Origin of the sequence: Ferrovibrio terrae (assembly GCF_943372915.1) — a bacterium.
GTDB lineage: Bacteria > Pseudomonadota > Alphaproteobacteria > Ferrovibrionales > Ferrovibrionaceae > Ferrovibrio > Ferrovibrio terrae_A.
The window spans coordinates 1-23,551 of sequence record NZ_CALSAN010000012.1; the positions used below are offsets into that span (position 1 = coordinate 1).

Consider the following 23,551-nt stretch of genomic DNA (forward strand, 5'->3'; position numbering starts at 1 on the left):
GGCTCGGAAATCATGGTCGCCGCCAGGCTCGGCGACGAGCATATCATTGCAGTGTTTCACGAACGCCACAAATTCAGGCCGGGCGACAAGATCCGGCTGAAACCCAACCCAGGGCTTGTTCATCTGTTTGACGCGTCGACTGGAAAAAGGCTGAACGCCTGATAATCAACGGAGGAAACGACCGATGAACGATTTTACACGCCGTACATTCGTTAAAGGCAGTACCGCGCTTGCCGGTATCGGCATGCTCAGTGGCAGCGCCCTGTTCGACTGGGCCAAGGCCTGGGCGCAGACCGCACCCTGGAAACCCGAAGCCGGTGCCAAGATCAACCTGATGCGCTGGCGCCGTTTCGTTGAAGCCGAAGACGTCGCCTTCATGAAGATGGTCAGCGCCTTCAAGGCGGCGACCGGCGTCGATGTGAATGTGGTCAACGAGTCGTTTGACGACATCCAGCCGAAAGCCTCCGTGGTGGCCAATACCGGCCAGGGCCTCGACATGGTCTGGGGCCTGTATTCGCTGCCGCATCTCTTCCCGCAGAAATGCCTGGATCAGACCGATGTCGCCGACTATCTCGGCAAGAAATACGGCGGCTGGGCGCCGGCGGCGGAACTGTATGGCAAATCCGGCGGCAAGTGGATCGGCATTCCGGTCGCCACCACCGGCGGCCTGATGAACTACCGCGTCTCCTCGATGCAGAAAGCCGGCTTCAAGGAATTCCCCAAGGACACCGCCAGCTTCCTGGAACTGGTCAAGGCGCTGAAGAAGAACAATACGCCAGCCGGTTTCGCGCTCGGCCATGCCTCGGGCGATGCCAATACCTGGCTGCACTGGGCGCTGTGGTCGCATGGCGGCCAGCTGGTCGACAAGGATGACAAGGTCATCATCAACTCGCCGGAAACCGCCAAGGCGCTGGAATTCGTGAAGGCGCTGTATGAGAACTTCATTCCCGGCACGGCCTCGTGGAATGACTCGTCGAACAACAAGATCTTCGTGTCCGGCGATCTGCACCTCACCTCGAACGGCATTTCCGTCTATGTGGCGGCGCAGAAGGACAACAAGGCGGTCGCCGACGACATGGATCATGCCTATATGCCGATCGGCCCGGTGGGCAAGCCGACCGAACTGCATCTGGCCTTCCCGATCCTGACCTTCAACTTCACCAAGGCGCCGAATGCCTGCAAGGCCTTCACGGCCTTCATGCTGGAGGCGGAAAACTACAATCCGTGGGTCGAGGCGGCGCAGGGCTATCTCTCGCACTTCCTCAATGCCTATGACAACAACCCGATCTGGACGTCGGATCCCAAGCGCACGCCGTATCGCGATGTCTCGAAACGGACCCTGACACCGGGCGGCCTTGGCTCGCTGGGTGAGAAAGCGGCGGCCGCGGTGGCCGATTTCATCGTCGTCGACATGTTTGCCAATTACGCAACAGGTCGTGAAGACGTGAAGGGTGCCATCGCCGTGGCCGAACGGCAGGCCAAGCGCATCTATCGCTGACCGGGCTGGGTCACGGGCGGCTGTCCGCCCGTGACCCACCGCCATCGTCCAGGATGCCGTGAGTACCGGCGATATTGAACGGGAACAGCATGGTTGATGTGAGCAACAAATCGACGGCCAAAGCAGTGGGGCGGCGCCCGCCGCAGCAGATTGAAGTCAGCGCCTGGAGCCAGCTCAAGTCGAACCGGACCTGGCTCGGCTACTGGTTCATGCTGCCCGCCCTGGCCATTCTGTTTCTTTTCCTCGCCTATCCGCTGGGTCTCGGTGTCTGGCTGTCGTTCACCGATACGCGTATTGGCCGGGGTGGCGTCTTCATCGGCCTGGAGAACTACGAGTGGCTGCAGGGCGATTCGATCTTCTGGCTCTCGGTGTTCAACACACTGCTCTACACGATCGTTGCCAGCGCGGTAAAATTCGCCGCCGGGCTGTATCTGGCGCTGCTGCTCAACAAGCATATTCCCTTCAAGGCGCTCATTCGCGCCGCCGTGCTGATCCCCTTCATCGTGCCGACGGTGCTGTCGGCGATTGCCTTCTGGTGGATCTACGACTCGCAGTTCTCGATCCTCTCCTGGTCGCTGAAAAAGATGGGGCTGATCACGCAGAATATCGATTTCCTCGGCGACCCGTGGAATGCGCGCTGGTCGACCATCTTCGCCAATATCTGGCGCGGCATCCCCTTTGTCGCCATCACGCTGCTGGCCGGCCTGCAGACCGTGTCGCCGTCGCTCTACGAGGCCGCGACGCTCGATGGCGCCACGCCGTGGCAGCGCTTCCGCCACATCACCTATCCGTTGCTGACGCCGATCATCGCGGTGGTAATGACCTTCTCGGTGCTGTTCACCTTCACCGATTTCCAGCTGATCTGGGCGATGACCCGCGGCGGACCGGTGAATGCCACCCATCTCATGGCCACGCTGTCGTATCAGCGCGGCATCATCGCCGGCCAGCTCGGCGAAGGGGCGGCCATCGCCACCGCCATGATTCCATTCCTGCTCGGCGCGATCATGATTTCGTGGTTCGGGCTGCAACGCCGCAAATGGCAGCAGGGGTCTGACAATGACTGACGTAAAAGCAATGACTGCGGGCGGATCGGACGACCATTCCGAGGGCATGAGCTATCTGGAATCGATACCGCGGCGGCTGGTCACGCTTTACCTGCCGCTGGCCCTGTTCCTGATCGTCCTGCTGTTCCCGTTCTACTGGATGGCGCTCACCTCGATCAAACCGAACGAGCAGTTGCTGGATATGGAGCGGGTCAGCCCGTTCTGGACCTGGGAGCCGACCTTCCAGCACATCAAGAAGCTGCTGTTCGAGTCGAACTATCCGCGCTGGCTATGGAACACGATGTATGTTGCCGCCGCTGCGACGGCCCTGTCGCTGTTCGCCAGCGTGCTGGCCGCCTATGCCATCGTGCGCCTGCGCTTCCGTGGCGCGCAGACCGTCGGCGGCCTGATCTTCCTCGCTTATCTGGTGCCGCCATCCATCCTGTTCATTCCGCTGGCCACCGTCGTGTTCCAGTACGGGCTGTTCGACAGCCCGTTTGCGCTCATCCTGGTCTATCCGACCATCCTGATTCCGTTCTCCACCTGGCTGCTGATGGGATACTTCAAGACCATTCCCTATGAGCTGGAGGAATGCGCGCTGATCGATGGTGCGTCGCGCTGGCAGATTCTGACCAAGATCGTCCTGCCGCTGTCCGTGCCCGGCCTGATCTCCGCCTTCATCTTCTGCTTCACGCTGTGCTGGAATGAGTTCATCTATGCGCTCACCTTCCTGCAATCGGTGCAGAACAAGACCGTGCCGGTCGCCATCGTCAACGAATTCGTCGATGGTGATATCTATCGCTGGGGCTCGCTGATGGCGGGCGCGCTGGTCGGCTCGCTGCCGCTGGTGGTGCTCTATGCCTTCTTCGTCGAACACTATGTCTCGGCGATGACCGGCGCGGTGAAGGAATAGGGACGGGCCGACAGCCGTTCAGCGCGACCAGCGCGCGATGATGGTGGCCGTCACGCGCACGGCGCGCTGGTAGTCGGCGACATCCACCCATTCGTCCTGGCCGCCGGCCATGGTCAGACTGCCGCAGAGCGGCCCCAGCCCCACCGTGGGCATACCCATCTGGATGATCGGGTTGCGGATGTCGCTGGCGGTGTGCAGCGGATTGACCTGCGGCACCAGGCCGGTGGCCGCCGTCACCGCCTCGGCAACGATGCGATAGAGCGGGTCATCGGCTTTTGTCTCGGCTGCACCGACACCGGCGATCCATTCGATCTGCGGCGGGTGGTCGCGCAGCCAGGGATCGGCGGATGCTGCCTGGGCGATGGCGGCTTCGACCTCCTGCATCACGGCATCGAGCCGTTCGGGCGGCGGGAAGGACAGCGCGCAGCCAATCACGCACTGACTATCCAGCCGGCTGAGGCGTTCGCCATCGCCGCAGCGGAGCGAGGAGATCAACAGGTTGGTCGAACGGCCGATGGCGGCCTGCAGCGCCGGATGGGTGATGCGCGCGCCGCGGCGCCGGTCGAGATCGCGTAGCGCCCGGCAGACGATCTCGGCTTTTTCCAGCGGATTGACCGCCAGATGCGCAAAGGCCGTATGGGCCGGTTCCTGCGTATCGGGCAGGCGGCCGGCCACGGTGATGCGGAATTCCAGCTGACCCGGCGCAAAGGCCTTGATCTCCTGCATGCCGACGCCGGATTCAGCCGGATGCATGTACACGGCGGCATCGGCGCGATAGCCCTGGTGCAGCACGGCGGCCACACCGCGCGCATGCTGCTTGCTGGGTGTGCTGGCCAGCGTCAGCGTGCCGCCCGGGCGGATACCGGCGACCAGCGCCACGCGCAGGCCCTGCACCATCATGGCAATGCCGGCCAGATCATCGGCGGCGCCCCAGCCATAGAGCCGGCCATCCGCCACCGTCGCGGCGAAGGGGTCGTGCTGCCAGGCCTCCAGCCCGCCGAGCGGCTCGGGATCGGGATGGGCAAACAGCATCAGGCTGCGGCCTGTATGATTGCCCGGCAGGATGCCGAGCACGCTGCGGCGTTCGCGTGGCGGAATGGCGTGGCCGGCGGCGAATTCCTCCACCAGCGGCACCTCGGCGGGGCGGTAGCGCAGTTCCTCGATGCGGCAGCCGAGATCGCGCAGGCTCGCGGCGATGAAATCCTGGATCGCGTCCTCGCCCTGCTGCGACAGGCGGATCAGATCGCGCAGAAACGCCAGCGACGCGGCGGCTTCGCGCTCGGCGGCGGCGGCGATGGCATCGGTGATGTCGCGGGTTTCGCTCATCTAGACCTTGGCAATGTCATTCAGCACATCGGTGGCCAGGCTGCGGATATGCTGCTCCATGGCCGCCCGTGCCTTGGCCGGATCGCCACTCTCCAGCGCAGCAATAATGGTCAGGTGTTCCTCGCAGTCCGGGCGGATGCGCGAGGGCAGGCCGGAGAGTTCAAACATGCGCGTGGTGACACGCAGCTCGCGGATGATCTCCGCCATCACGGCATTGCCCGAACCGTCGGCGATCATGGTGTGCAGCTCTTCATCCGCCGCCCAGTGATCCTCGACGCGGATCTTGGGTTCCTCGCGCAGCCGCAGCATCTCGGTCTTGATGGCCTGCAGGCGCTTGGGGTCCAGCTTGTCGATGGCATTGGCGATGGCTTCGCCTTCCAGGATCTCGCGCAGCCGCATGCTCTGGAAATATTCCCGGCTCGACACCTGGCGCACGCGATAGGGCCGGTTGGCCTCCTTGCGCACCAGGCCTTCGCTTTCCAATCGCACCAGCGCCTCGCGGATCGGCGTGCGCGAAATGCTGAGTGCGTTGGCCAGGCGGTCCTCGACGATCACTTCGCCGCTGGGGATATGGCGGTCGAGAATCATGTCCATGATGGCGCGATAGGCCATGTTGGCAAGATTGACCCCGGAAGCGGGGGCGGCGCGCTTGGCTGGACTGCTGGTGCTCATGTCTGCTGCCGGTGATCAGGGGCTGGCGAAGGCGATTCGCCGGGCCGGGACTGGTAGCAGAGCAGACGAATCGGGGTGTCGCAAAGGATTTGCTCCACCTCATCCTCACTATAACCGCGCCGCCGCATCATCGGCACCACATGCTGCAGGATATGGCCATAGCCATGGCCTCCATAGCGGGTCAGGCGGGTGCGGATGCAGATGTCCTGCGACATGGCCAGGCGGCGAATATGCCCTCGGCCAATCAACCGGCGCATGAGATCGAGCCGCATGTAATCGGTCGGCAGGTCGTATTCGCCCATCCAGTATTGCGAGGTCTCGATGCCGAAAAAGTCCCATTCCAGCACAAAGCCCTGCTCCAGCAGAGCCAGCAGCCGCGCTTCATCGGCAATCGTGCGGTCCATATGGCACAGGATCGTATGCTCCGGATCGGCGCCGGCCTCCAGCAGGATGGCAGCGATTTGCGCGGGCGCATCGGCATGGCGGCCGGGATGGACGCTGATGGCAATGCCGGTGCGCTGCTGCACGCGGGCGGCGGCCTGCAGGCAGCGGCGTTCGCTGTCGCGCAGCGGCCAGGAGCAGCCCAGTTCACCGATGATGCCAGCGCGGATCGTCGTGCCCCAGGCGCCGGTGGTCACCTGGGCCAGCAGCAGGGCTTCCAGTTCCTCCACCGATGCAGCACGGCTGGCATCATCCAGATAGGCATCGGTGTATAGCCCGCCGCCCAGAATGATCTGCACGCCGCTGGCCTGCGACAGCGCGGCCAGTCGCGCGGGCTGCGGCGCCAGGCCGCCGGTGCTCAACTCAACGATGGTACCGCCGCCGGCGGCGCGATAGCGCTGCAATTCGGCCAGCGCCACATCGTCTTCATCCAGCAGCATGTTGCCCTGGTGGCGATTCTGGAAATAGTCGACCTCGAAGCGCGTCTCCATGGTGATCGGCGGATCGGCCGGTGCACCGGCGCGGCGGCCGAGCGGATCGCGCAGGTCGCACAGGATATGCTCATGCAGCATGGTCATGCCCAGCTCGCCGGCCGCCACCGGGCCGGTCACTGTCTGGGCATATCCGCTGCGGCCGGGCATGGCCGCTCAGTGCTGCAGGATCTTGGCGAGGAACTGCTGCGCGCGGTCGGAGCGCTGGGTGCCGAAGAAATCCGCCTTCGAGCAGTCCTCGATGATGCGGCCGTGATCCATGAAGATCACCTTATGCGCCACCTTCTTGGCAAAACCCATTTCATGGGTGACGCAGAGCATGGTCATGCCGTCCTGTGCCAGCTCCACCATCACATCCAGCACCTCGTTGATCATTTCCGGGTCGAGCGCCGAGGTCGGCTCGTCGAACAGCATGGCAATCGGGTCCATCGCCAGGGCGCGCGCGATGGCGACGCGCTGCTGCTGGCCGCCCGACAGCTGGCCCGGATATTTCGGTGCCTGGTTGGCGAGGCCGACGCGCTGCAGCAGGGCGCTGGCCTTGGCCTCGGCCTCATCGGCCGAGCGGCCGAGCACCTTGCGCTGCGACAGGGTCAGGTTCTGCAGGATGGTGAGATGCGGGAACAGCTCGAAATTCTGGAACACCATGCCGATGCGGGCACGCAGCGCCGACATATTGGTACGTTGATCGCCGACGCTGATGCCATCCACCGTGATGCTGCCGGCCTCGAAGGGCTCCAGGCCGTTGACGCATTTGATCAGCGTCGATTTGCCCGAACCCGACGGACCGCAGATCACCACCACCTCGCCCTTGTTCACACTGGTGGTGCAGTCTTTCAGAACCTGGAAGTCACCGTAATTCTTGCTGACATTCTGGATCGAGATCATGGGCGGGCTCTTGCGATGAGAGGAAAAACGGGTGAGGGCATGGCGTCAGCCAAACCGGTCGATCAAATAGGGGGTCGGGTCGATGTCGCTGCGACCGTGCAGCAGCAGGTCGGCGGTGATGCGTGCCACCACCGGCGCCAGCGTATAGCCGTTCGAAGTGACGCAGTTGAAAAAGTCCGGCAGGCCCGGCACCGGACCCACAATGGGGGCGCCATCGATATTGATGTTCATCGCCGCCCAGGCCCGCACCACATGCAGGCCGGCCATCTGCGGCAGCACATGGTTGGCGACCCACAGGTTGCCCTCGATGCTGTGGCGCGTCACCGTGTTGAAGCGGCGTTCCGCGGCAAAGGCGGCCGTCCAGGCGCCGCCGATCACCAGGCCGCCGCTCGCTACTTGCTTGAGGCTGAGATGGCGGTCGGCATGGGCGACCAGATGTCCGACCAGCGGCGGCGCCGGCTCGGTGACGATCATCTGCAGCGGCGCGCTGTGCACCGGGATGTCGATACCGACCAGCTTGCCGGTTTCGCGCGACCATGGCCCGCTGGCATTGACGATGCGGCCGGCGCGGATGCGGCCGCGCGAGGTTTCGACGCTCCAGTGGCCATTCTCGCGGCTGATCGCGGTGACATTGGCGCCGCGCAGGAAACGGGCGCCCTGGCTGCGGGCTTTTTCCAGCACTGCATAGGTGGCGCGCAGCGGATTGATCTTGCCTTCCTGCGGCGCGTATTCGGCGCCGATCAATTTGTCTGACAGCGCCGGCGCGATGCGGCGCAGTTCATTGCCGCCGATCACTTCGTTCTCGATGCCATAGCGCCGTTCCAGTGCGGCCTTGGCGCGCAGGAACTCCATGCCGGCGTCGCTGTCGGCCACCATCAGGCCGCCGGTGATCCGCACCTCGAAATCCTCGCCGCAATCGGCCTGCAGCTGCTGCCACAGCGCCACCGAACGCGGGCCGAGTGGCAGCGTGGCGGCGGCCGGGCCACCGCCCGCCTCGGCCTTGGCACCGAAATCGAACGACAGCAGCTGCACATGCAGGCTGCCGGCATTGGCGCCGGATGCCTGCAGGTTGGTGTCGTCGCGCTCCACCACCAGCACATCCTCGCCGGCCTGCGACAGGTAATAGGCGAGGCAGGCACCGACCACGCCACCGCCGATCACCAGGATCGCGGCCTCCTGGTCAGGCAGCCGAACGGTTTCCACCGGCCGCGCGAGATTGGGCGTGATGGCGCGCTGATGGCCGCCCCATTCCGGTTTCTCGAAAGCCAGCGCACCGGCGGGCACCGGCTTGGCCGGCAGGCGCGGTGCCAGATACTGCTCGACGGCACGCGGCCGGCCGGTGCTTTGTTCCAGCAGCAGCGCGGCCGTGGCGGCGCAGTAGCGGCCCTGGCAGCGGCCCATGCCGAGCCGCGTGTTGCGTTTCAAGGCGGCGAGGCTGTCATGGCCGGCGGCAATCTCGGCGCGCGCGCGGCCAAAGCTGATCTCTTCGCAGCGACACAGCATGGCGGTATCCGGCACCTGATCGAGCCGCACCGTCGGCGCCTGATACAGCGACCACAGCGCCGCCTGGAAGTGTTCCGCGCGCAGCAGGCGGGCCTGGGCGCCTGCGATCTCTGCGGCATTGCCGGCGGGCAGGCCGAGCCACGTGGCGGCGGCATGGCCAGCCAGTGTGCCGCGGGCCAGGGCAACGCGGGCACCGCCCAGATCGGCGCCATCGCCGATGACGAACACGCCGGGCAGATCGGTGGCGCCATCGGCAGCCGTGTTGGTGGCGAGATAGCCGAGATGCCGGTCGACCAAGTGATGCGCGCAGCCGAGCGCGCGGGCGATCTCGGTGGAGGGCACAAAGCCGTAGCCGACGCAGAGCGCATCGGCGGCGACGCTGACGGCGGCATCGGTCTGCAGGCGGCCGTCGGCAGCGATCGGCGCATAACGCACCTGGGCCACGCGGCCATCGCCCTCGGCAGCGAGCACCGCATGCGACCACAGCACCGGCACGCCGGCACGGCGCAGGCGGTTGAGATAGCGCAGGCCATCGGCGATCAGGTCGGGTGCCGTGCGCAAGGCCGTGAGCATGGCGCGCCACTGGCGCGGCGCGGGTTTGGTCGCACTTTCCAGCACGGCCACCACATCGACGCCGGCAGCCACCAGCTCGCAGGCAAGCTGCAGGTTGAGCGGGCCGTTGCCGGCAATCACGACGCGCTGGCCGGGGGACACGCGATAGGCGCGCGCCAGTGTCTGCGCCGCGCCGGTGGTCATCACGCCGGGCAGGGTCCAGCCGGCAAAGGGTACCGGCCGTTCATAGGCGCCGGGTGCGATCACCAGCTGGCGCGGGCGATATACGGTTTCGCGGCCCTCGACGATGGCCACCACTTCATCGGCGGCATGGGCGCCCCAGACGGTGGCCTCCTGCCGGATGCTGACGCCGGCGCGCAGCGCGGCATCGCGCAGGGCGAGGCCGTCGCGGAATTGCCGGTCGATGGGATGCGCGGCCTGATGCGAGGGCGCCAGGGGTTTGTAGAACTGGCCGCCGCTCTGCGGGCGTTCGTCCAGCACGGTCACGCTGGCGCCGCGTTCGGCGGCGGCGATGGCGGCAGCCAGACCGGCCGGCCCGGCGCCGATCACCAGCAGGTCGGTGGCCTGCTCGACCGGCGCGCTGCCGGTGGCGGGCGGGGTCAGCGGCAGCAGCGGATCGGCCGCGGTGCCGGCCGGCATGGCCGAGCGGATCTGCTGGTTGGCGGCCACCTTGGTGAGGCAGGCGCGCTGGCTGGCCTTGCCATCCACCGTCACCAGGCAGTCGAAACAGGCGCCCATGCCGCAATACAGGCCGCGCCGCCCGCCATCGCGGGTATGGCGAAACTGCGCAATGCCGTGGCTGGCCAGGGCCGCCGCCACGGTCTCGCCGGCCAGCGCCGTAAGCTTTTGACCGTCATAGACAATTTCGACGATCTCGCCGCTGCGGCGGATATCGGGATGGTCAAGGCGCATAGGCGAAACAGTATTTCACTTGGCGACGACAGCGAGACATAAAATTGCAATGGACGTCTGTATACACTTAGTATACGATCAGTATAAAGGCAAGGTCAATTTCTAGACAGAGGCCCGAGTCATGGCGGCGTTGCGCGGTACCTACACTGTTCTGATCACCCCCTTCACGGCGGACGGCAAGGCCGTCGACCTGCCGGCGCTGAAGCGCCTGGTGAACTGGCAGATCGAGCAGGGCATCCACGGCCTGATCCCGCTGGGCAGCACCGGCGAATTCCTGTCGATGACCCAGGACGAGCGCCTGCAGGTGATCGAGACCTGCGTGCAGACGGCGGCCGGCCGCGTGCCGGTGCTGATCGGCACCGGCGCCGAATGGACCCGCGATGCGGTGGCCTATGCGCGCGAAGCCGAAACCATGGGTGCCGACGGCATCATGGTGATCCCGCCCTATTACAGCTCGCCCACCGAGGATGAACTGTTCGAGCATTACCGCCGCATCGGCGAGGCGATCTCGCTGCCGGTGATGATCTACAACAATCCGGCGACAGCGAATGTCGATCTCACGCCGCCGATCGTCGCCCGGCTCAGCCAGATCGACAACGTGCTCTACATCAAGGAATCGACTCTCGAGGTGACGCGCGTGCGCGACATCATCGAGCTGTGCGGCGATAGGATGACCGTTTTCGCCGGCATCCTGGGCTACGAATCCTTCTGGCTTGGCGCTCAGGGCTGGGTCGCGGTCTGCTCCAACCTGCTGCCGCGCGATTCGGCACGGCTGTTCGAGCTGGTGGCCGATCACAGCGACAAGGATGCGGCGCTGGCGCTGTACAAAAAGATTCTGCCGATTGTCCGCTGGGTGGGCGGCCATCGGTATGTCGCGGCCTCCAAGGCCGGGCTTGGCATGATGGGCCTGCCGGTCGGCGCGCCGCGCGCGCCGCGCCTGCCGCTGCCCAAGGCCGACACGGAAGCCCTGCGCGCCGACCTGGCAGCGCTCGGCCTGATCGATTCTCTGGGCATCAAGCCGAACGCCGCGGCCTGATGTGGGGATGGGTGGGAGTAACGGTATTCAAATCGGATAGAGGAGAGAGAGTATGACCACGACCATGACGAAGATTCTGCTGGCAGCCGGCCTGACGGTCCTGGCCCTGCCGGCCTATGCGCAGAGCTGCAAACCTGCGGTCGCCGATTCAGAGCTGGCCAAGCCCGGCACGCTGATCATGTCGACCAATCCGACCCTGCCGCCGATGCAGTTCGTCGACTCGACCGGCGAGCTGAAGGGCATGCGCATCACGCTGGGCAACGAGATTGCCAAGCGGCTCTGCCTGAAGCCGGAATATATCCGCATCGAATTCTCGGCGATGATTCCCGGCCTGCAGGCCGGTCGCTGGGACCTGATCAACACCGGCATCTTCTGGACCGAAGAGCGCGCCAAGCTGATGCAGATGGTGCAGTATGAGTCACAGGCGATCAGCATCTCGGTTGCCAAGGGCAATCCGCTGAAGATCGCCAAGCCGGAAGACCTGTCGGGCCGCACCGTTGGCGTCGAGCTCGGTGGTTTCGAGGAGCGCAAGATCAAGGAACTCGACAAGGCGCTGACCGACAAGGGCATGAAGCCGATCACCATCCGTACCTTCGACAACTTCGCCACCGCCTACCAGGCGCTGCGCGCGGGCCAGACCGAAGGCACCGTCTCGATCGACGCGACGGCGGCGGAATATGCCAAGCGCGGCGAATTCGACCGTGCGATGTCGGGCCTGTTCCCGACCCCGGTGGCGCTGGCGATGAAGAGCAAGCCGCTCAGCGAGGCCGTGGTCAAGGTGCTGAACGACATGATGCAGGACGGCTCCTACAAGAAGCTGATGGATGAATACGGCCTGCTGCCGAACAGCAAGCCGTTCATGATCAACGGCCCCAGCTCGTAACCGCGGCCTGGTGAGAATACGGGTGGACGGCGGCCGGTGCCGCCGTCCATTCTCTGCGTAAACAGGGGTAGGACGATGGGCGGCTGGAACTGGGTCGGTTTTTACGAATATCTGTTCAACGGCTATCTGCTGCGCGGTGCGCTGACCACATTGTGGCTGACGCTGGCGGCCATCGCCGGCGGCCTGGTGGTCGGTTGTCTGCTCGCCCTGCTGCGCCTGGCACCCTATCGCTGGATGTCGGTGCTGGCGCAGGGTTATATCTGGGTATTCCGCGGCACGCCGCTGCTGGTACAGCTGATCATCATCTATACCGGCCTGCCGCAGATCGGCCTCAAGCTGTCGGTGATCGAATCGGCGCTGATCGGTCTGGTCCTGAACGAAGCCGCCTATCTGGCCGAGATCATCCGTGGCGGCATCCTTGGTGTGTCGGCCGGCCAGAGCAATGCCGGGCGCGCGCTCGGCCTGAATTCGGCGCAGGTGATGATCTATATCGTGCTGCCGCAGGCCACCCGCATCATCATTCCGGCGCTGGGCAACAGCGTCAACGGCCTGCTCAAGACCACCTCGGTCACCTCGGTGATCTCGATGGAGGAACTGCTGCGCACCACGCAGATCCTGATCCAGGAGAAGTTCCTGGTGCTGGAACTGTTCACCGTCGCGGCGCTGTATTACCTGCTAATGACCTCGATCTGGGATGTCATCCAGCGACGGATCGAAACCCGCTTCGGCCGCGCCTATAAGACGGTCGCCATCGCCGAAGCCCATTGAACCGGCCGGCATGAGCCCGCAGCCGACATCACGGCCGATTGTCGAACCACTGTTCGCCCGTGCCGTGAATCTCGGCGACCAGACCTACGATCATCTGCGCGAGCTGATCCTCAGCCGCGCGCTGCCCGGCGGCACCGAAGTGCCCGAAGGCCGCCTGGCCGAGCATCTGCAGGTTTCGCGCACCCCGATGCGCGAAGCCCTGGTGCGGCTGGTGGGCGAGGGCCTGCTGGAGCGCACAACTGATCGTGCCTATCGGGTGCGCAGCGTATCGACCCGGGAATTCTTTGAATGCATGCAGCTGCGTGAAGTGCTGGAATGCGTCGCCATCGAGAAAGCCGTGCCGCTGGTGACGGACGACGATCTCGCCGGCCTGCGCCGCGACCTGGTGGCACTTGGTCCCGGTGAAGACGACATGGCGCACTGGCAGTTCGACAACCGCTTTCACAGTTTCTTTGCCCGCGCCGCCGGGCATGCGACCCTGGCCGATACCATCACGCGCATGCGGGTGGTGGCCCGGCTGTTCCGTATTTCCAGCGCCCTGCATCGCCCGACGGAAATCGACGGCGAACATCTCGCCATTCTCGAGGCGGTTGAACGGCGCGACAGCGCCGCCGCGCAGGCCGCGATGCTGACGCATCTGCGCAATCTGCAGGACGATGTGCGCAAAGCCATTGCCGCCGAGGCCAATCCCGGCGGATATTTCCGCTGACCCTCCCCAAGACCGAAAGGATAGTCCCATGCCGCAATTCGATACCGTGATCCGCAATGGCACACTGGCGACGGCATCGGATGTGTTTGCGGCCGATCTGGGCATCATCGGCGGCAAGATTGCCGCTATCGGCACCAGCCTCGCCGCCGGCAGGACCGAGATCGATGCCAGGGGCAAGCTGGTGCTGCCCGGTGGTGTCGACGGTCATTGCCATTTCGACCAGCCGACCAGCGACGGCACGGTGATGGCGGATGATTTCTACACCGGCTCGCGCTCGGCCGCCTGGGGCGGCACCACCACGGTCATCCCGTTTGCCATCCAGTTCAAGGGCCAGTCGCTGCGCGATGCGGTGGCGGACTATCACCGCCGCGCCGATGGCAAGTCCTTCATCGACTATGCCTTCCACCTGATCGTCAGCGATCCGACCGAACAGCTGATCGGCCAGGATCTGCCGGCGCTGATCCGGGACGGCTATACGTCGTTCAAGATCTACATGACCTACGACGACATGAGGCTGAACGACCGCCAGGTGCTCGACCTGCTGACCATCGCGCGCCGCGACGGCGCCATGGCGATGATCCATGCCGAGAATGCCGATTTCATCAGCTGGCTGACCAACAAGCTGCTGGCGGAAGGCCATACCGAGCCGCGCTATCATGCCGCGTCGCGGCCGATGGCGGTGGAGCGCGAGGCCACCCATCGCGCCATCACCATGGCCGAACTGGCCGATGTGCCGATACTGATCGTACATGTCTCGGGCCGCGAGGCGGTCGAGCAGATTCACTGGGCCCAGGGTCGTGGCATGAAGATCTATGCCGAGACCTGCCCGCAATACATGGTGCTGACCGAGCATGACCTGCATGCGCCCGGTTTCGAGGGCGCGAAATGCATCTGCAGCCCGCCGCCGCGCGACAAGGCCAACCAGGCGGCGATCTGGGATGGCCTCGCCAGCGGCGTGTTCCACATCGTGTCATCCGACCACGCGCCGTTCCGCTATGCCGATCCCAAGGGCAAGATGGTGCGTGGCGACAAGACGCCATTCAACTGGGTGCCGAACGGCATTCCCGGCGTCGAGACCCGCCTGCCGATCCTGTTTTCCGAAGGGGTGAAGAAGGGCCGCATCAGCCTGCAGCGCTTTGTCGAGCTGAGCGCCACCAATCCGGCCAAGATGTATGGCCTGTATCCGCGCAAGGGCACGCTGGCGATCGGGGCGGATGCCGATATCGTGGTCTATGACCCCGAGCGCAAGGTGACCATCACCAACAGCCTGCTGCACCACAATGTGGATTACACGCCCTATGAGGGGCTGGAGGTCACTGGCTGGCCGGAAACCGTGCTGTCGCGCGGCGAAGTGCTGGTCGACAGGGGTAATTTTATGGCATCTGAAGGGCGCGGCCAGTTCCTGCCCTGCGACCTGCCGGACATGGCCAAGCCCAAGGCCGCAGCCTGATTCATCGCAAGAAAGACGACACCATGGACAAGCTCAAGATCACCGCCGGCAGCTTCACCTTCGGCGCCAGATTCGAAACCGCGGCGGCGCCCAAGACCGTCGCCAAGTTCCGCAGCCTGCTGCCTTATGTCGAGAAGATCATCCATGTCCGCTGGAGCGGCGAGGGCTGCTGGATTCCGCTCGGCGATCTTGATCTCGGCCTGGGCTATGAAAACCACACCAGCTATCCGGCACCGGGCCAGATCATCCTGTATCCGGGCGGCATCAGCGAAACCGAAATCCTGCTGGCTTACGGTGGCGTGCATTTCGCCAGCAAGATGGGCCAGCTGGCCGGCAACCACTTCATCACCATCACCGATGGTCTGGAGAATCTGGCGGCGCTGGGCAAGACTGTGCTGTGGCAGGGCGCCCAGCCGATCCGTTTCGAACTGGCGTAACGCCGAACGGGCCTGAAGCCAGACAGGCGGCGCCTGCGGTTTACCACTGCAGGCGTTCGACCCCGTCGAAGGTCAATTCGCTGCCATCGCTCATCACGATGGTGCCCGATACATCGCTGCCTAGGGTCAGCGTGCCATGGGTGGCATTGTTGGTGATCAGCGTGCCGTCGGTCAGCGTCATCGTCCAGCCGCCGAAGCCCGGGCCGCCGGGGACGCCGTTCATGTAGATGGTGTCGGTCCAGCCGCCACCGGTGCCGCCGCTGAACTGGTCCATGCCCCAGCCGGCCGCGAAATAGGCCGTATCGGCGCCATCGCCGCCCAGCATGATATCGTCGCCGATGCCGCCGGTCAGGCTGTCGGTGCCGGCCCCGCCGGTCAGCGTGTCATTGCCGGCATTGCCGACCAGGGTGTCGTTGCCCGCCGCGCCATCCAGGATATTGGCATTGGCATCGCCGGTCAGGCTGTCGTTGTTGCTGCTGCCGGTCAGGTTCTCGATTGAACTGAAGGTATCGCCGGCGGCATGACCACCGCTGGCCGCGCCGGTTGCCAGATTGACGGTGACCGCCGTGTTTGAGCCGGTATAGCTCGCCGTGTCGCTGCCCAGGCCGCCGATCAAGGTGTCGCTGCCGGCCATGCCGAGCAGGGTGTCGTTGCCGTCGCCGCCGGTCAGGGTGTTGGCACTGCTGCTGCCGGTCAGCGTGTCGTCGAAGCCCGAGCCGGTCAGGTTTTCGATGGTGGCGAGCGTATCGCCCTGGGCATCGCCGCCGGTGCCGGTGCCGCTGGTCAGGCTCACCGAAACCCCTGCAGACGAGCCGGCATAGCTGGCGGTATCGGTGCCGGTATTGCCGATCAGGGCATCGGCGCCGGCGCCGCCTTCAAGGATGTCGTTACCGGTGCCGCCATCCAGCGTATTGGCACTGGCGTCACCGGTCAGGGTGTCATTGCCGCTGCCGCCGGTCAGGTTCTCGATTTCAGAGAGCGCATCACCTTCGGCATCGCTGCCCAGACCTGTGCCGGTGGCAAGATTGACGGTGACAGCCGCCGTGGCGGCTGCGTAGCTGGCGGTATCGGTGCCGGCGCCGCCGGTCAGGATATCCGCACCGGTGCCGCCGATCAGGGTATCCGTACCCGCGCCACCCAGCAGGGTATCGGCGCCGGCGCCGCCGGTGAGCGTGTCATTGCCACCGCCGCCATCCAGCGTATTGGCATTGCCGTCGCCAGTGAGTGTGTCGTTGAGATTGCTGCCGACAATATTCTCGATGCCGCTCAGCGTGTCGCTGGCCGCGTCGCCGCCCGATCCGGTGCCACTGGCAAGGCTGACGGTCACGGCCGCGGTTGAGGCTGTATAGCTGGCAGTATCGATACCAGTGCCGCCCACCAGCGCATCGGCACCGGCGCCGCCGGTCAGCAGATCGTCGCCGGCGCCGCCGGTCAGCGCGTTGGCCGCCGTATCGCCGGTGAGCGTATCGTTGAAGTCCGAGCCGGTGACATTCTCGATGGTGGCAAGCGTATCGCCCTCGGCATCGCCACCCGTGCCGGTGCCGGCCGCAAGGTTCACCGTGACCGCTGCCGCCGAGGCTGCGTAGCTGGCAGTGTCGGTGCCGGTGTTGCCGATCAGCGTATCGGCGCCGCCTGCACCCACCAGCGTATCGTTGCCGGCGCCACCATCAATCCGGTTGGCGGCCGTATCACCGGTCAGGGTGTCGTTATAGCCCGAACCGGTCAGGTTCTCGATTTCGGTCAGCGTATCGCCGGCCGCATCGCTGCCGCTGCCGGTGCCCGTCGCCAGGTTCACCGTGACGGCGGCGGTGGCCGCCGCATACGTGGCCGTATCGGTGCCGGCGCCGCCAGTCAGGATATCGGATCCGGCACCGCCCTGCAGCGTGTCATTGCCCACGCCGCCCAGCAGGGTGTCGTTACCGGCCATGCCGCTCAGGCTGTCGCCGCCGGCACTGCCTTCGAGACGGTTGGCATTGGCATCGCCGGTGAGCGTGTCGGCATAGTCGGAGCCGACGATGTTCTCGATGGTGGCGAGCGTGTCGCCCTGGGCGTCGCCGCCGGTGCCGGTGCCGGCCGTCAGGCTGACGGTGACTGCGGCGGTGGAGGCAGCATAATTCGCGGTATCGGTACCGGTGCCACCGACCAGCGCGTCGGCGCCGGCGCCACCGGTAAGCATATCGTCGCCCAGCCCGCCGGTGAGGGCATTGGCATTGGCATCGCCAGTCAGCGTGTCGGCATGATCGGAGCCGGTGACATTCTCGATGGTGGCAAGCGTATCGCCCTCGGCATCGCCGCCCGTGCCAGTGCCGGTCGCAAGACTGACGCTGACGCCAGTCGCCGATGCGGCATAGCTGGCGGTGTCGGTGCCGGTGTTGCCGATCAGGGTATCGGCGCCGGCGCCGCCCTGCAGGATGTCGTTGCCGGCACCGCCGTCCAGGATGTTGGCATTGGCATCGCCGGTGAAGGTATCGGCACCGGTGCCGCCGGTCAGGTTCTCGATGCCGCTGAAGGTGTCGCCTGCTGCATCGCCGCCGGTCGCCGTGTTGGTGGCGAGGTTGACGGTGACGGCGGTGGTGGTGCCGGCATAGCTGGCGGTGTCACTGCCATCGCCACCGACCAGCGCATCCGCGCCGGCCGCACCCATCAGCGTGTCATCACCAGTGCCGCCTTCGAGGCGGTTGGCATTGGCATCGCCGGTCAGCGTGTCGTTGAAGTCCGAGCCGACGAGGTTTTCGATGGTGGCGAGCGTGTCGCCCTGGGCGTCGCCGCCGGTGCCGGTGCCGGTCGTGAGATTGACCGTCACGGCCGCCGTCGAGGCCGCATAGCTGGCGGTATCGGTGCCGGTGTTGCCGATCAGCGCATCGGCGCCGGCGCCGCCCACCAGCGTGTCGTTGCCGGTGCCGCCATCAAGGCGGTTGGCGGCCGTATCGCCGGTCAGTGTGTCGTTGCCGCTGCCGCCGGTGACATTCTCGATCTCCGACAGCGCATCGCCTTCGGCATCGCCGCCCGTGCCGGTGCCGGCCGCAAGGTCGACGGTGATCGCCGTGGTGGAGCTGGCATAGCTGGCGGTGTCCGTACCTGTGCCACCCACCAGCGTATCCGCACCGGCGCCACCGGTCAGGGTATCCGCGCCGGCGCCACCTTCGAGGCGATTGGCATTGGCATCACCAGTCAGCGTATCGGCATTGGCCGAACCGATCAGATTCTCGATGCCAGATAGTGTATCAGTGGTGGCGTCGCCGCCGGTGCCGGTACCGGTCGCCAGGCTGACAGTGACGCCAGCTGTGCTGCCTGCATAGCTGGCGGTGTCGCTGCCGGTGCCGCCGATCAGCACGTCCGAACCGGCGCCGCCGGTGAGCAGGTCATCGCCGGCACCGCCGGTCAGCGTATTGGCTGCCGCATCACCGGTCAGCGTGTCGGCATGATCGGAGCCGGTGACATTCTCGATGGTGGCGAGCGTGTCGCCCTCGGCATCGCCGCCCGTGCCGGTGCCGGCCGCAAGGCTGACGGTGACGCCCGCGCTGGACGCCGCATAACTCGCCGTGTCGGTGCCGGTATTGCCGATCAGGGTATCGGCACCCGCGCCACCCTGCAGGATGTCGTTGCCAGTGCCGCCGTCGAGACGGTTGGCGCCCGCATCGCCGGTCAGTGTGTCATTGCCGCTGCCGCCGGTGATGTTCTCGATCTCCGACAGCACATCGCCAGCCGCATCGCCGCCCGTGCCGGTGCCGGCCGCGAGGTCGACCGTGATGGCCGTCGTGGAGCTGGCATAGCTGGCGGTATCGGTGCCGGTGCCGCCGATCAGTGTATCTGCGCCGGCCATGCCGGCGAGGGTGTCGTTGGCGGCACCGCCCTCCAGGCGGTTGGCATTCGCATCGCCGGTCAGCGTGTCGGCGTAATCCGAGCCGACGAGGTTTTCGATGGTGGCGAGCGTATCGCCCTGGGCGTCGCCGCCGGTGCCGGTGCCGGCCGTGAGGCTGACGGTGACGGCGGCCGTCGAGGCAGCATAATTCGCGGTATCGGTACCGGTGCCACCCACCAATGCGTCGGCGCCGGCGCCACCAATCAGAAGGTCATCCCCGCCGCCACCCTGCAGCGCATTGGCCGCCGCATCGCCGGTCAGCGTGTCGTCGTAGTTCGATCCGGTCAGGTTCTCGATGGTGGCCAGCGTGTCGCCTTCGGCATCGCCGCCTGAGCCGGTGCCGGTCGCGAGATTGACCGTGACCGCCGCAGTCGAAGCCGCATAGCTGGCGGTGTCGGTGCCGGTGTTGCCGATCAGGGTATCGGCGCCGGCGCCGCCCTGCAGGATGTCGTTGCCCGCACCGCCGTCCAGGATGTTGGCATTGGCATCGCCGGTGAAGGTATCGGCACCGGTGCCGCCGGTCAGGTTCTCGATGCCGCTGAAGGTGTCGCCCGCTGCATCGCCGCCGGTCGCCGTGTTGGTGGCGAGGTTGACGGTGACAGCCGTGGTGGTGCCGGCATAGCTGGCGGTGTCGCTGCCATCGCCGCCGACCAGCGCATCCGCGCCGGCCGCACCCATCAGCGTGTCATCGCCAGTGCCGCCTTCGAGGCGGTTGGCATTGGCATCGCCGGTCAGCGTGTCGTTGAAGTCCGAGCCGGTGACATTCTCGATGGTGGCGAGCGTGTCGCCCTGGGCATCGCCACCGGTGCCGGTGCCGGTCGTGAGATTGACTGTCACAGCGCTGGCTGAAGCCGCATAGCTGGCGGTATCGGTACCGGTATTGCCGATCAGGGCATCGGCGCCGGCGCCACCAATGAGCAGGTCATTGCCAGTGCCGCCATCGAGGCGGTTGGCGGCCGTATCACCAGTCAGCGTATCGTTGCCGCTGCCGCCGGTGACATTCTCGATCTCCGACAGCGCATCGCCCTCGGCATCGCCGCCCGTGCCGGTGCCGGCCGCAAGATCGACGGTGATCGCCGTGGTGGAGCTGGCATAACTGGCCGTATCCGTGCCGGTGCCGCCGATGAGTGTATCCGCACCGGCGCCACCGGTCAGCGTGTCATTGCCCGCGCCACCATCGAGCCGATTGGCATTGGCATCACCGGTCAGCGTGTCGGCATTGGCCGAACCGATCAGGTTTTCGATACCGCTCAACACGTCGCTGGCCGCATCGCCTCCTGAGCCCGTGCCTGTGGCCAGGCTGACGGTGACAGCGGCCGAGGATGCAGCGTAACTGGCCGTATCCGTGCCCGTGCCGCCGGTCAGTGCGTCTGCGCCGCCGCCGCCCTGCAGCAGGTCGTCGCCCGCGCCGCCCAGCAATGTGTTGGCATTGCTGTCGCCGGTGATGGTGTCGTCGAAGGCCGAACCGACGACGGTCTCGATCGCAGAGAAAGTATCGCCCTCGGCATCGCCGCCGCTGGCACTGTTGGTGCCAAGATTGACAGTCACTGCAGTAGCCGCGCTTGCGTAACTCGCAGTATCGGTACCAGTGCCACCGATCAGCTGGTCGGCGCCGGCGCCACCAATCAGGGTGTCGTTGCCGCTGCTACCATCCAGACGATCATTCCCGGCGCCGCCCTCAAGACTGTTATCGGCCGTGCTGCCGGTCAGCGTGTCGGCGTAATCCGAACCGACGAGGTTTTCGATGGTGGCGAGCGTGTCGCCCTGGGCATCGCCGCCGGTGCCGGTACCGCTGGTCAGGCTGACCGTGACGGCTGCCGTCGAGCCCGCATAGCTGGCGGTATCGATGCCGGTACCGCCGATCAGCTGGTCGGCGCCTGCGCCACCCAGCAGCAGGTCATTGCCGGTGCTGCCATCAAGGCGATCGTTGCCGGCACCGCCCTCCAGCCGGTTGTCGCCCGCGCTGCCGGTCAGAGTGTCGGCATGATCGGAGCCGGTGAGATTCTCGAAGCCGGACAGCACATCGCCGGCCGCATCGCCGCCGCTGGCGGCATTGGTGCCGAGGTTGACCGTCACGGCTGCCGAGGAGCCGGCATAGCTGAGCGTGTCGGTGCCGCTGCCGCCTGTCAGCGTATCCGCACCGGCGCCGCCATTGATCACATCGTCGCCGGCACCGCCGTCCAGGCTATTGGCGAGGGCATCGCCGGTGAGGGTATCGGCCAGGCCGGTACCGATCACCGTCTCGATGCCGCTGATCGTGTCACCTTCGGCATCGCCACCGCTGCCGGTGCCGGTCGCCAGATTGACCGTGACGCCAGCCGTGCCGCCGGCATAGCTGGCCGTATCGGTGCCGCTGCCGCCAGTGAGGGTATCGGCGCCGGCGCCGCCGATCAGGGTGTCGTTGCCCGCGCCGCCATCCAGAATATTAGCGTCGTCATCACCGGTCAGCGTGTCGGCCTGGTCGGAGCCGGTGACATTCTCGATGCCGCTCAGCGTGTCGCCGGCTGCATCGCCGCCACTGGCCGTGCCGGCGGCAAGATCGATGGCGACGCCGGCTGTATTGCCGGCATAGCTGGCGGTATCGCTGCCGTCGCCGCCGATGAGTGTATCCGCGCCCGTGCCGCCAATCAGCAGGTCATCGCCCGCGCCGCCATCCAGGATATTGGCACCGGCATCGCCGGTGAGGGCATCGGCATGATCCGAGCCGGTGAGATTCTCGATGCTGGTAAGTGTGTCGCCCTGCGCATCGCCGCCGCTGGCCGTGCCGGCCGCGAGGTTGATGGTGACGCCGGCTGTCGAAGCAGCATAGTTGGCGGTATCACTGCCGGCGCCGCCGTCCAGGATGTTGGCTGACGCATCGCCAGCCAGTGTATCAGCGTGATCGGAGCCGGTGACATTCTCGATGCCGCTGAGCGTGTCGCCCTGCGCATCGCCGCCGCTGCCGGTGCCGGCGGCAAGATCGATGGTGACGCCGGCCGTGCTGCCGGCATAGCTGGCGGTATCCGTGCCGCTGCCGCCAATGAGCGTATCGGCGCCGGCACCACCGGTGAGCAGGTCGTCGCCCGCGCCGCCGTCCAGTATATCGGCACCGGCGCCGCCAGTCAGGATATTGGCACCGGCATCGCCGGTCAGGCGGTCGGCATGGGCCGAACCGGTGAGGTTTTCGATGCTGACATAGCTGTCGCCGCTGGCCTGTCCGGCGGTGCCGCCGCTCGACAGGCTTGCCGTCACGGCCGCATCGGCATCGGCATAGCTGACCGTATCGTTGCCGGCCGCGCCATCGAAGCGCTCCGTCGCGGCGGTTGCGATGAAGAGATCGTCACCACCGGTGCCGCTATGTACCTGCGGGCCGCTCGGTGTTTCAGGCGTTTCGTCTTCGAGGGTTTGCTCTGTAGTCGTGGTGGTGGCCGGTGCGGTGCTGCGTTCAACAGCACCGGGTTGCGCTTCGGTCACGGTCTCGCGGGCCGTCAGCGCGGTGGTGTCGGCTGACGGCGGCGTATTACTGGTTGCAGCCGCAGCGGAGCGTGCGGTTGTGGCCGCTGTATTGGAGGCTGTCGGAGCATCCGCGGTCAGATCGTTGGCGGCCGTGGCGGCGCTGGCGCTGGTCGCCGGTTCGGTCCCGGCAGGCGCGGGAACAGGTGCAGCCGCCGCCTGCGCAGCCGGATCGTTTGCTGCGGCCGGCGTGGCCGCGGGCGCACCGCGCGGGCCGCTGGTGGTGCGCGCATCGGCCACCGCCATGCCAAGGCGCTGGTCGCCGCCCACGGTCGTGTCGGTTGTCAGTGGGGTTGCGTCCGTCGCTGCCGCAGACTGAGACGTTGCGGGCAAGACACTGCTGCCGAGAGTGTTGCCCGCAGTGATCTGCCCCTGAACCGGCTGATAGCTGCGCTCATCGGCAATGACCGTGCCGTAATGCACCGCACCCAGACCGGACCCGAGATCCACGCCATCACCACCGCCACCCTGAGCCTGTGCCAGGGGCGTGTCGCTGCCGCCGGCCCGGGGCGCCTTGGCGCCCTTGGGCAATGCGGTCAGTTCGTCATTGAGGATGTCGGATTTTGTGGCCATCACGCGTTCTTAAAGCACAACATGTAATCAAGAGTTAATCTTGTGAATTGATAACTCTCTCTTTAGTTATATTGGGTATATCGC

At 65.9% G+C, this 23,551-nt stretch carries 15 protein-coding genes; 9 read left to right on the plus strand and 6 right to left on the minus strand.

The window, feature by feature from the left end; genetic code table 11:
* Positions 1 to 184 precede the first annotated feature (184 nt).
* The 3 genes from AAG821_RS10235 (at position 185) to AAG821_RS10245 (ending at position 3,454) form a co-directional block, all read left to right on the plus strand.
* A complete protein-coding gene (locus tag AAG821_RS10235; protein ID WP_341911359.1) occupies positions 185 to 1,498 on the plus strand; it encodes an ABC transporter substrate-binding protein in 1,314 nt (437 codons plus the stop codon).
* Between the two features lie 89 nt (positions 1,499 to 1,587).
* Positions 1,588 to 2,562, plus strand: a complete 975-nt coding sequence (locus AAG821_RS10240) for a sugar ABC transporter permease (RefSeq protein WP_341911358.1) — start codon at positions 1,588 to 1,590, stop codon at positions 2,560 to 2,562.
* Positions 2,555 to 3,454 carry a carbohydrate ABC transporter permease gene (locus AAG821_RS10245; RefSeq protein WP_341911356.1) on the plus strand — a complete coding sequence of 300 codons (900 nt, stop codon included), beginning with the start codon at positions 2,555 to 2,557 and terminating at the stop codon, positions 3,452 to 3,454. Before AAG821_RS10240 ends, AAG821_RS10245 begins: the two co-directional genes overlap by 8 nt.
* Positions 3,455 to 3,472: 18 nt before the next feature.
* On the opposite strand, the gene AAG821_RS10250 is transcribed toward AAG821_RS10245, so the two are convergent.
* Genes AAG821_RS10250 through AAG821_RS10270 form a run of 5 tightly spaced genes read right to left on the minus strand, consistent with a single transcriptional unit; the run spans position 3,473 to position 10,257 of the window.
* Positions 3,473 to 4,780, minus strand: coding sequence for a M20/M25/M40 family metallo-hydrolase (locus tag AAG821_RS10250; protein ID WP_341911354.1), 1,308 nt, complete (start codon positions 4,778 to 4,780; stop codon positions 3,473 to 3,475).
* On the minus strand, positions 4,781 to 5,452 hold the full coding sequence (locus AAG821_RS10255) for a GntR family transcriptional regulator (RefSeq protein ID WP_341911352.1): 672 nt from the start codon (positions 5,450 to 5,452) through the stop codon (positions 4,781 to 4,783).
* The gene (locus AAG821_RS10260; RefSeq protein ID WP_341911350.1) at positions 5,449 to 6,534 is read right to left on the minus strand and encodes a hypothetical protein; all 1,086 of its coding nucleotides are present in this window, start codon (positions 6,532 to 6,534) and stop codon (positions 5,449 to 5,451) included. Before AAG821_RS10260 ends, AAG821_RS10255 begins: the two co-directional genes overlap by 4 nt.
* Before the next feature lie 6 nt (positions 6,535 to 6,540).
* Complete coding sequence (locus AAG821_RS10265; RefSeq protein ID WP_341911348.1) at positions 6,541 to 7,269, minus strand: amino acid ABC transporter ATP-binding protein; 729 nt, start codon at positions 7,267 to 7,269, stop codon at positions 6,541 to 6,543.
* Between the two features lie 45 nt (positions 7,270 to 7,314).
* Entirely contained in the window at positions 7,315 to 10,257 is a 2,943-nt protein-coding gene (locus AAG821_RS10270; RefSeq protein WP_341911347.1) for an FAD-dependent oxidoreductase, read from the minus strand.
* Between the two features lie 121 nt (positions 10,258 to 10,378).
* Between AAG821_RS10270 and dapA the strand changes: the two genes are divergently transcribed.
* From dapA to AAG821_RS10300, 6 genes are all read left to right on the plus strand, one after another.
* Positions 10,379 to 11,293, plus strand: coding sequence for a 4-hydroxy-tetrahydrodipicolinate synthase (gene dapA, locus AAG821_RS10275; RefSeq protein WP_341911345.1), 915 nt, complete (start codon positions 10,379 to 10,381; stop codon positions 11,291 to 11,293).
* Between the two features lie 52 nt (positions 11,294 to 11,345).
* Positions 11,346 to 12,176, plus strand: coding sequence for an ABC transporter substrate-binding protein (locus tag AAG821_RS10280; RefSeq protein WP_341911343.1), 831 nt, complete (start codon positions 11,346 to 11,348; stop codon positions 12,174 to 12,176).
* A gap of 75 nt (positions 12,177 to 12,251) precedes the next feature.
* On the plus strand, positions 12,252 to 12,944 hold the full coding sequence (locus tag AAG821_RS10285; RefSeq protein WP_341895773.1) for an amino acid ABC transporter permease: 693 nt from the start codon (positions 12,252 to 12,254) through the stop codon (positions 12,942 to 12,944).
* Between the two features lie 10 nt (positions 12,945 to 12,954).
* Positions 12,955 to 13,653 (plus strand): GntR family transcriptional regulator, encoded by a 699-nt coding sequence (locus AAG821_RS10290; RefSeq protein ID WP_341911341.1) that lies wholly within the window; start codon positions 12,955 to 12,957, stop codon positions 13,651 to 13,653.
* A 28-nt stretch (positions 13,654 to 13,681) separates the two neighbouring features.
* Positions 13,682 to 15,103 carry a dihydropyrimidinase gene (hydA, locus tag AAG821_RS10295; RefSeq protein ID WP_341911339.1) on the plus strand — a complete coding sequence of 474 codons (1,422 nt, stop codon included), beginning with the start codon at positions 13,682 to 13,684 and terminating at the stop codon, positions 15,101 to 15,103.
* A 23-nt stretch (positions 15,104 to 15,126) separates the two neighbouring features.
* Entirely contained in the window at positions 15,127 to 15,540 is a 414-nt protein-coding gene (locus AAG821_RS10300) for a DUF3830 family protein (RefSeq protein ID WP_341911337.1), read from the plus strand.
* Positions 15,541 to 15,580: 40 nt separating this feature from the next.
* On the opposite strand, the gene AAG821_RS10305 is transcribed toward AAG821_RS10300, so the two are convergent.
* On the minus strand, positions 15,581 to 23,467 hold the full coding sequence (locus AAG821_RS10305; protein WP_341911336.1) for a hypothetical protein: 7,887 nt from the start codon (positions 23,465 to 23,467) through the stop codon (positions 15,581 to 15,583).
* Positions 23,468 to 23,551 lie beyond the last annotated feature (84 nt).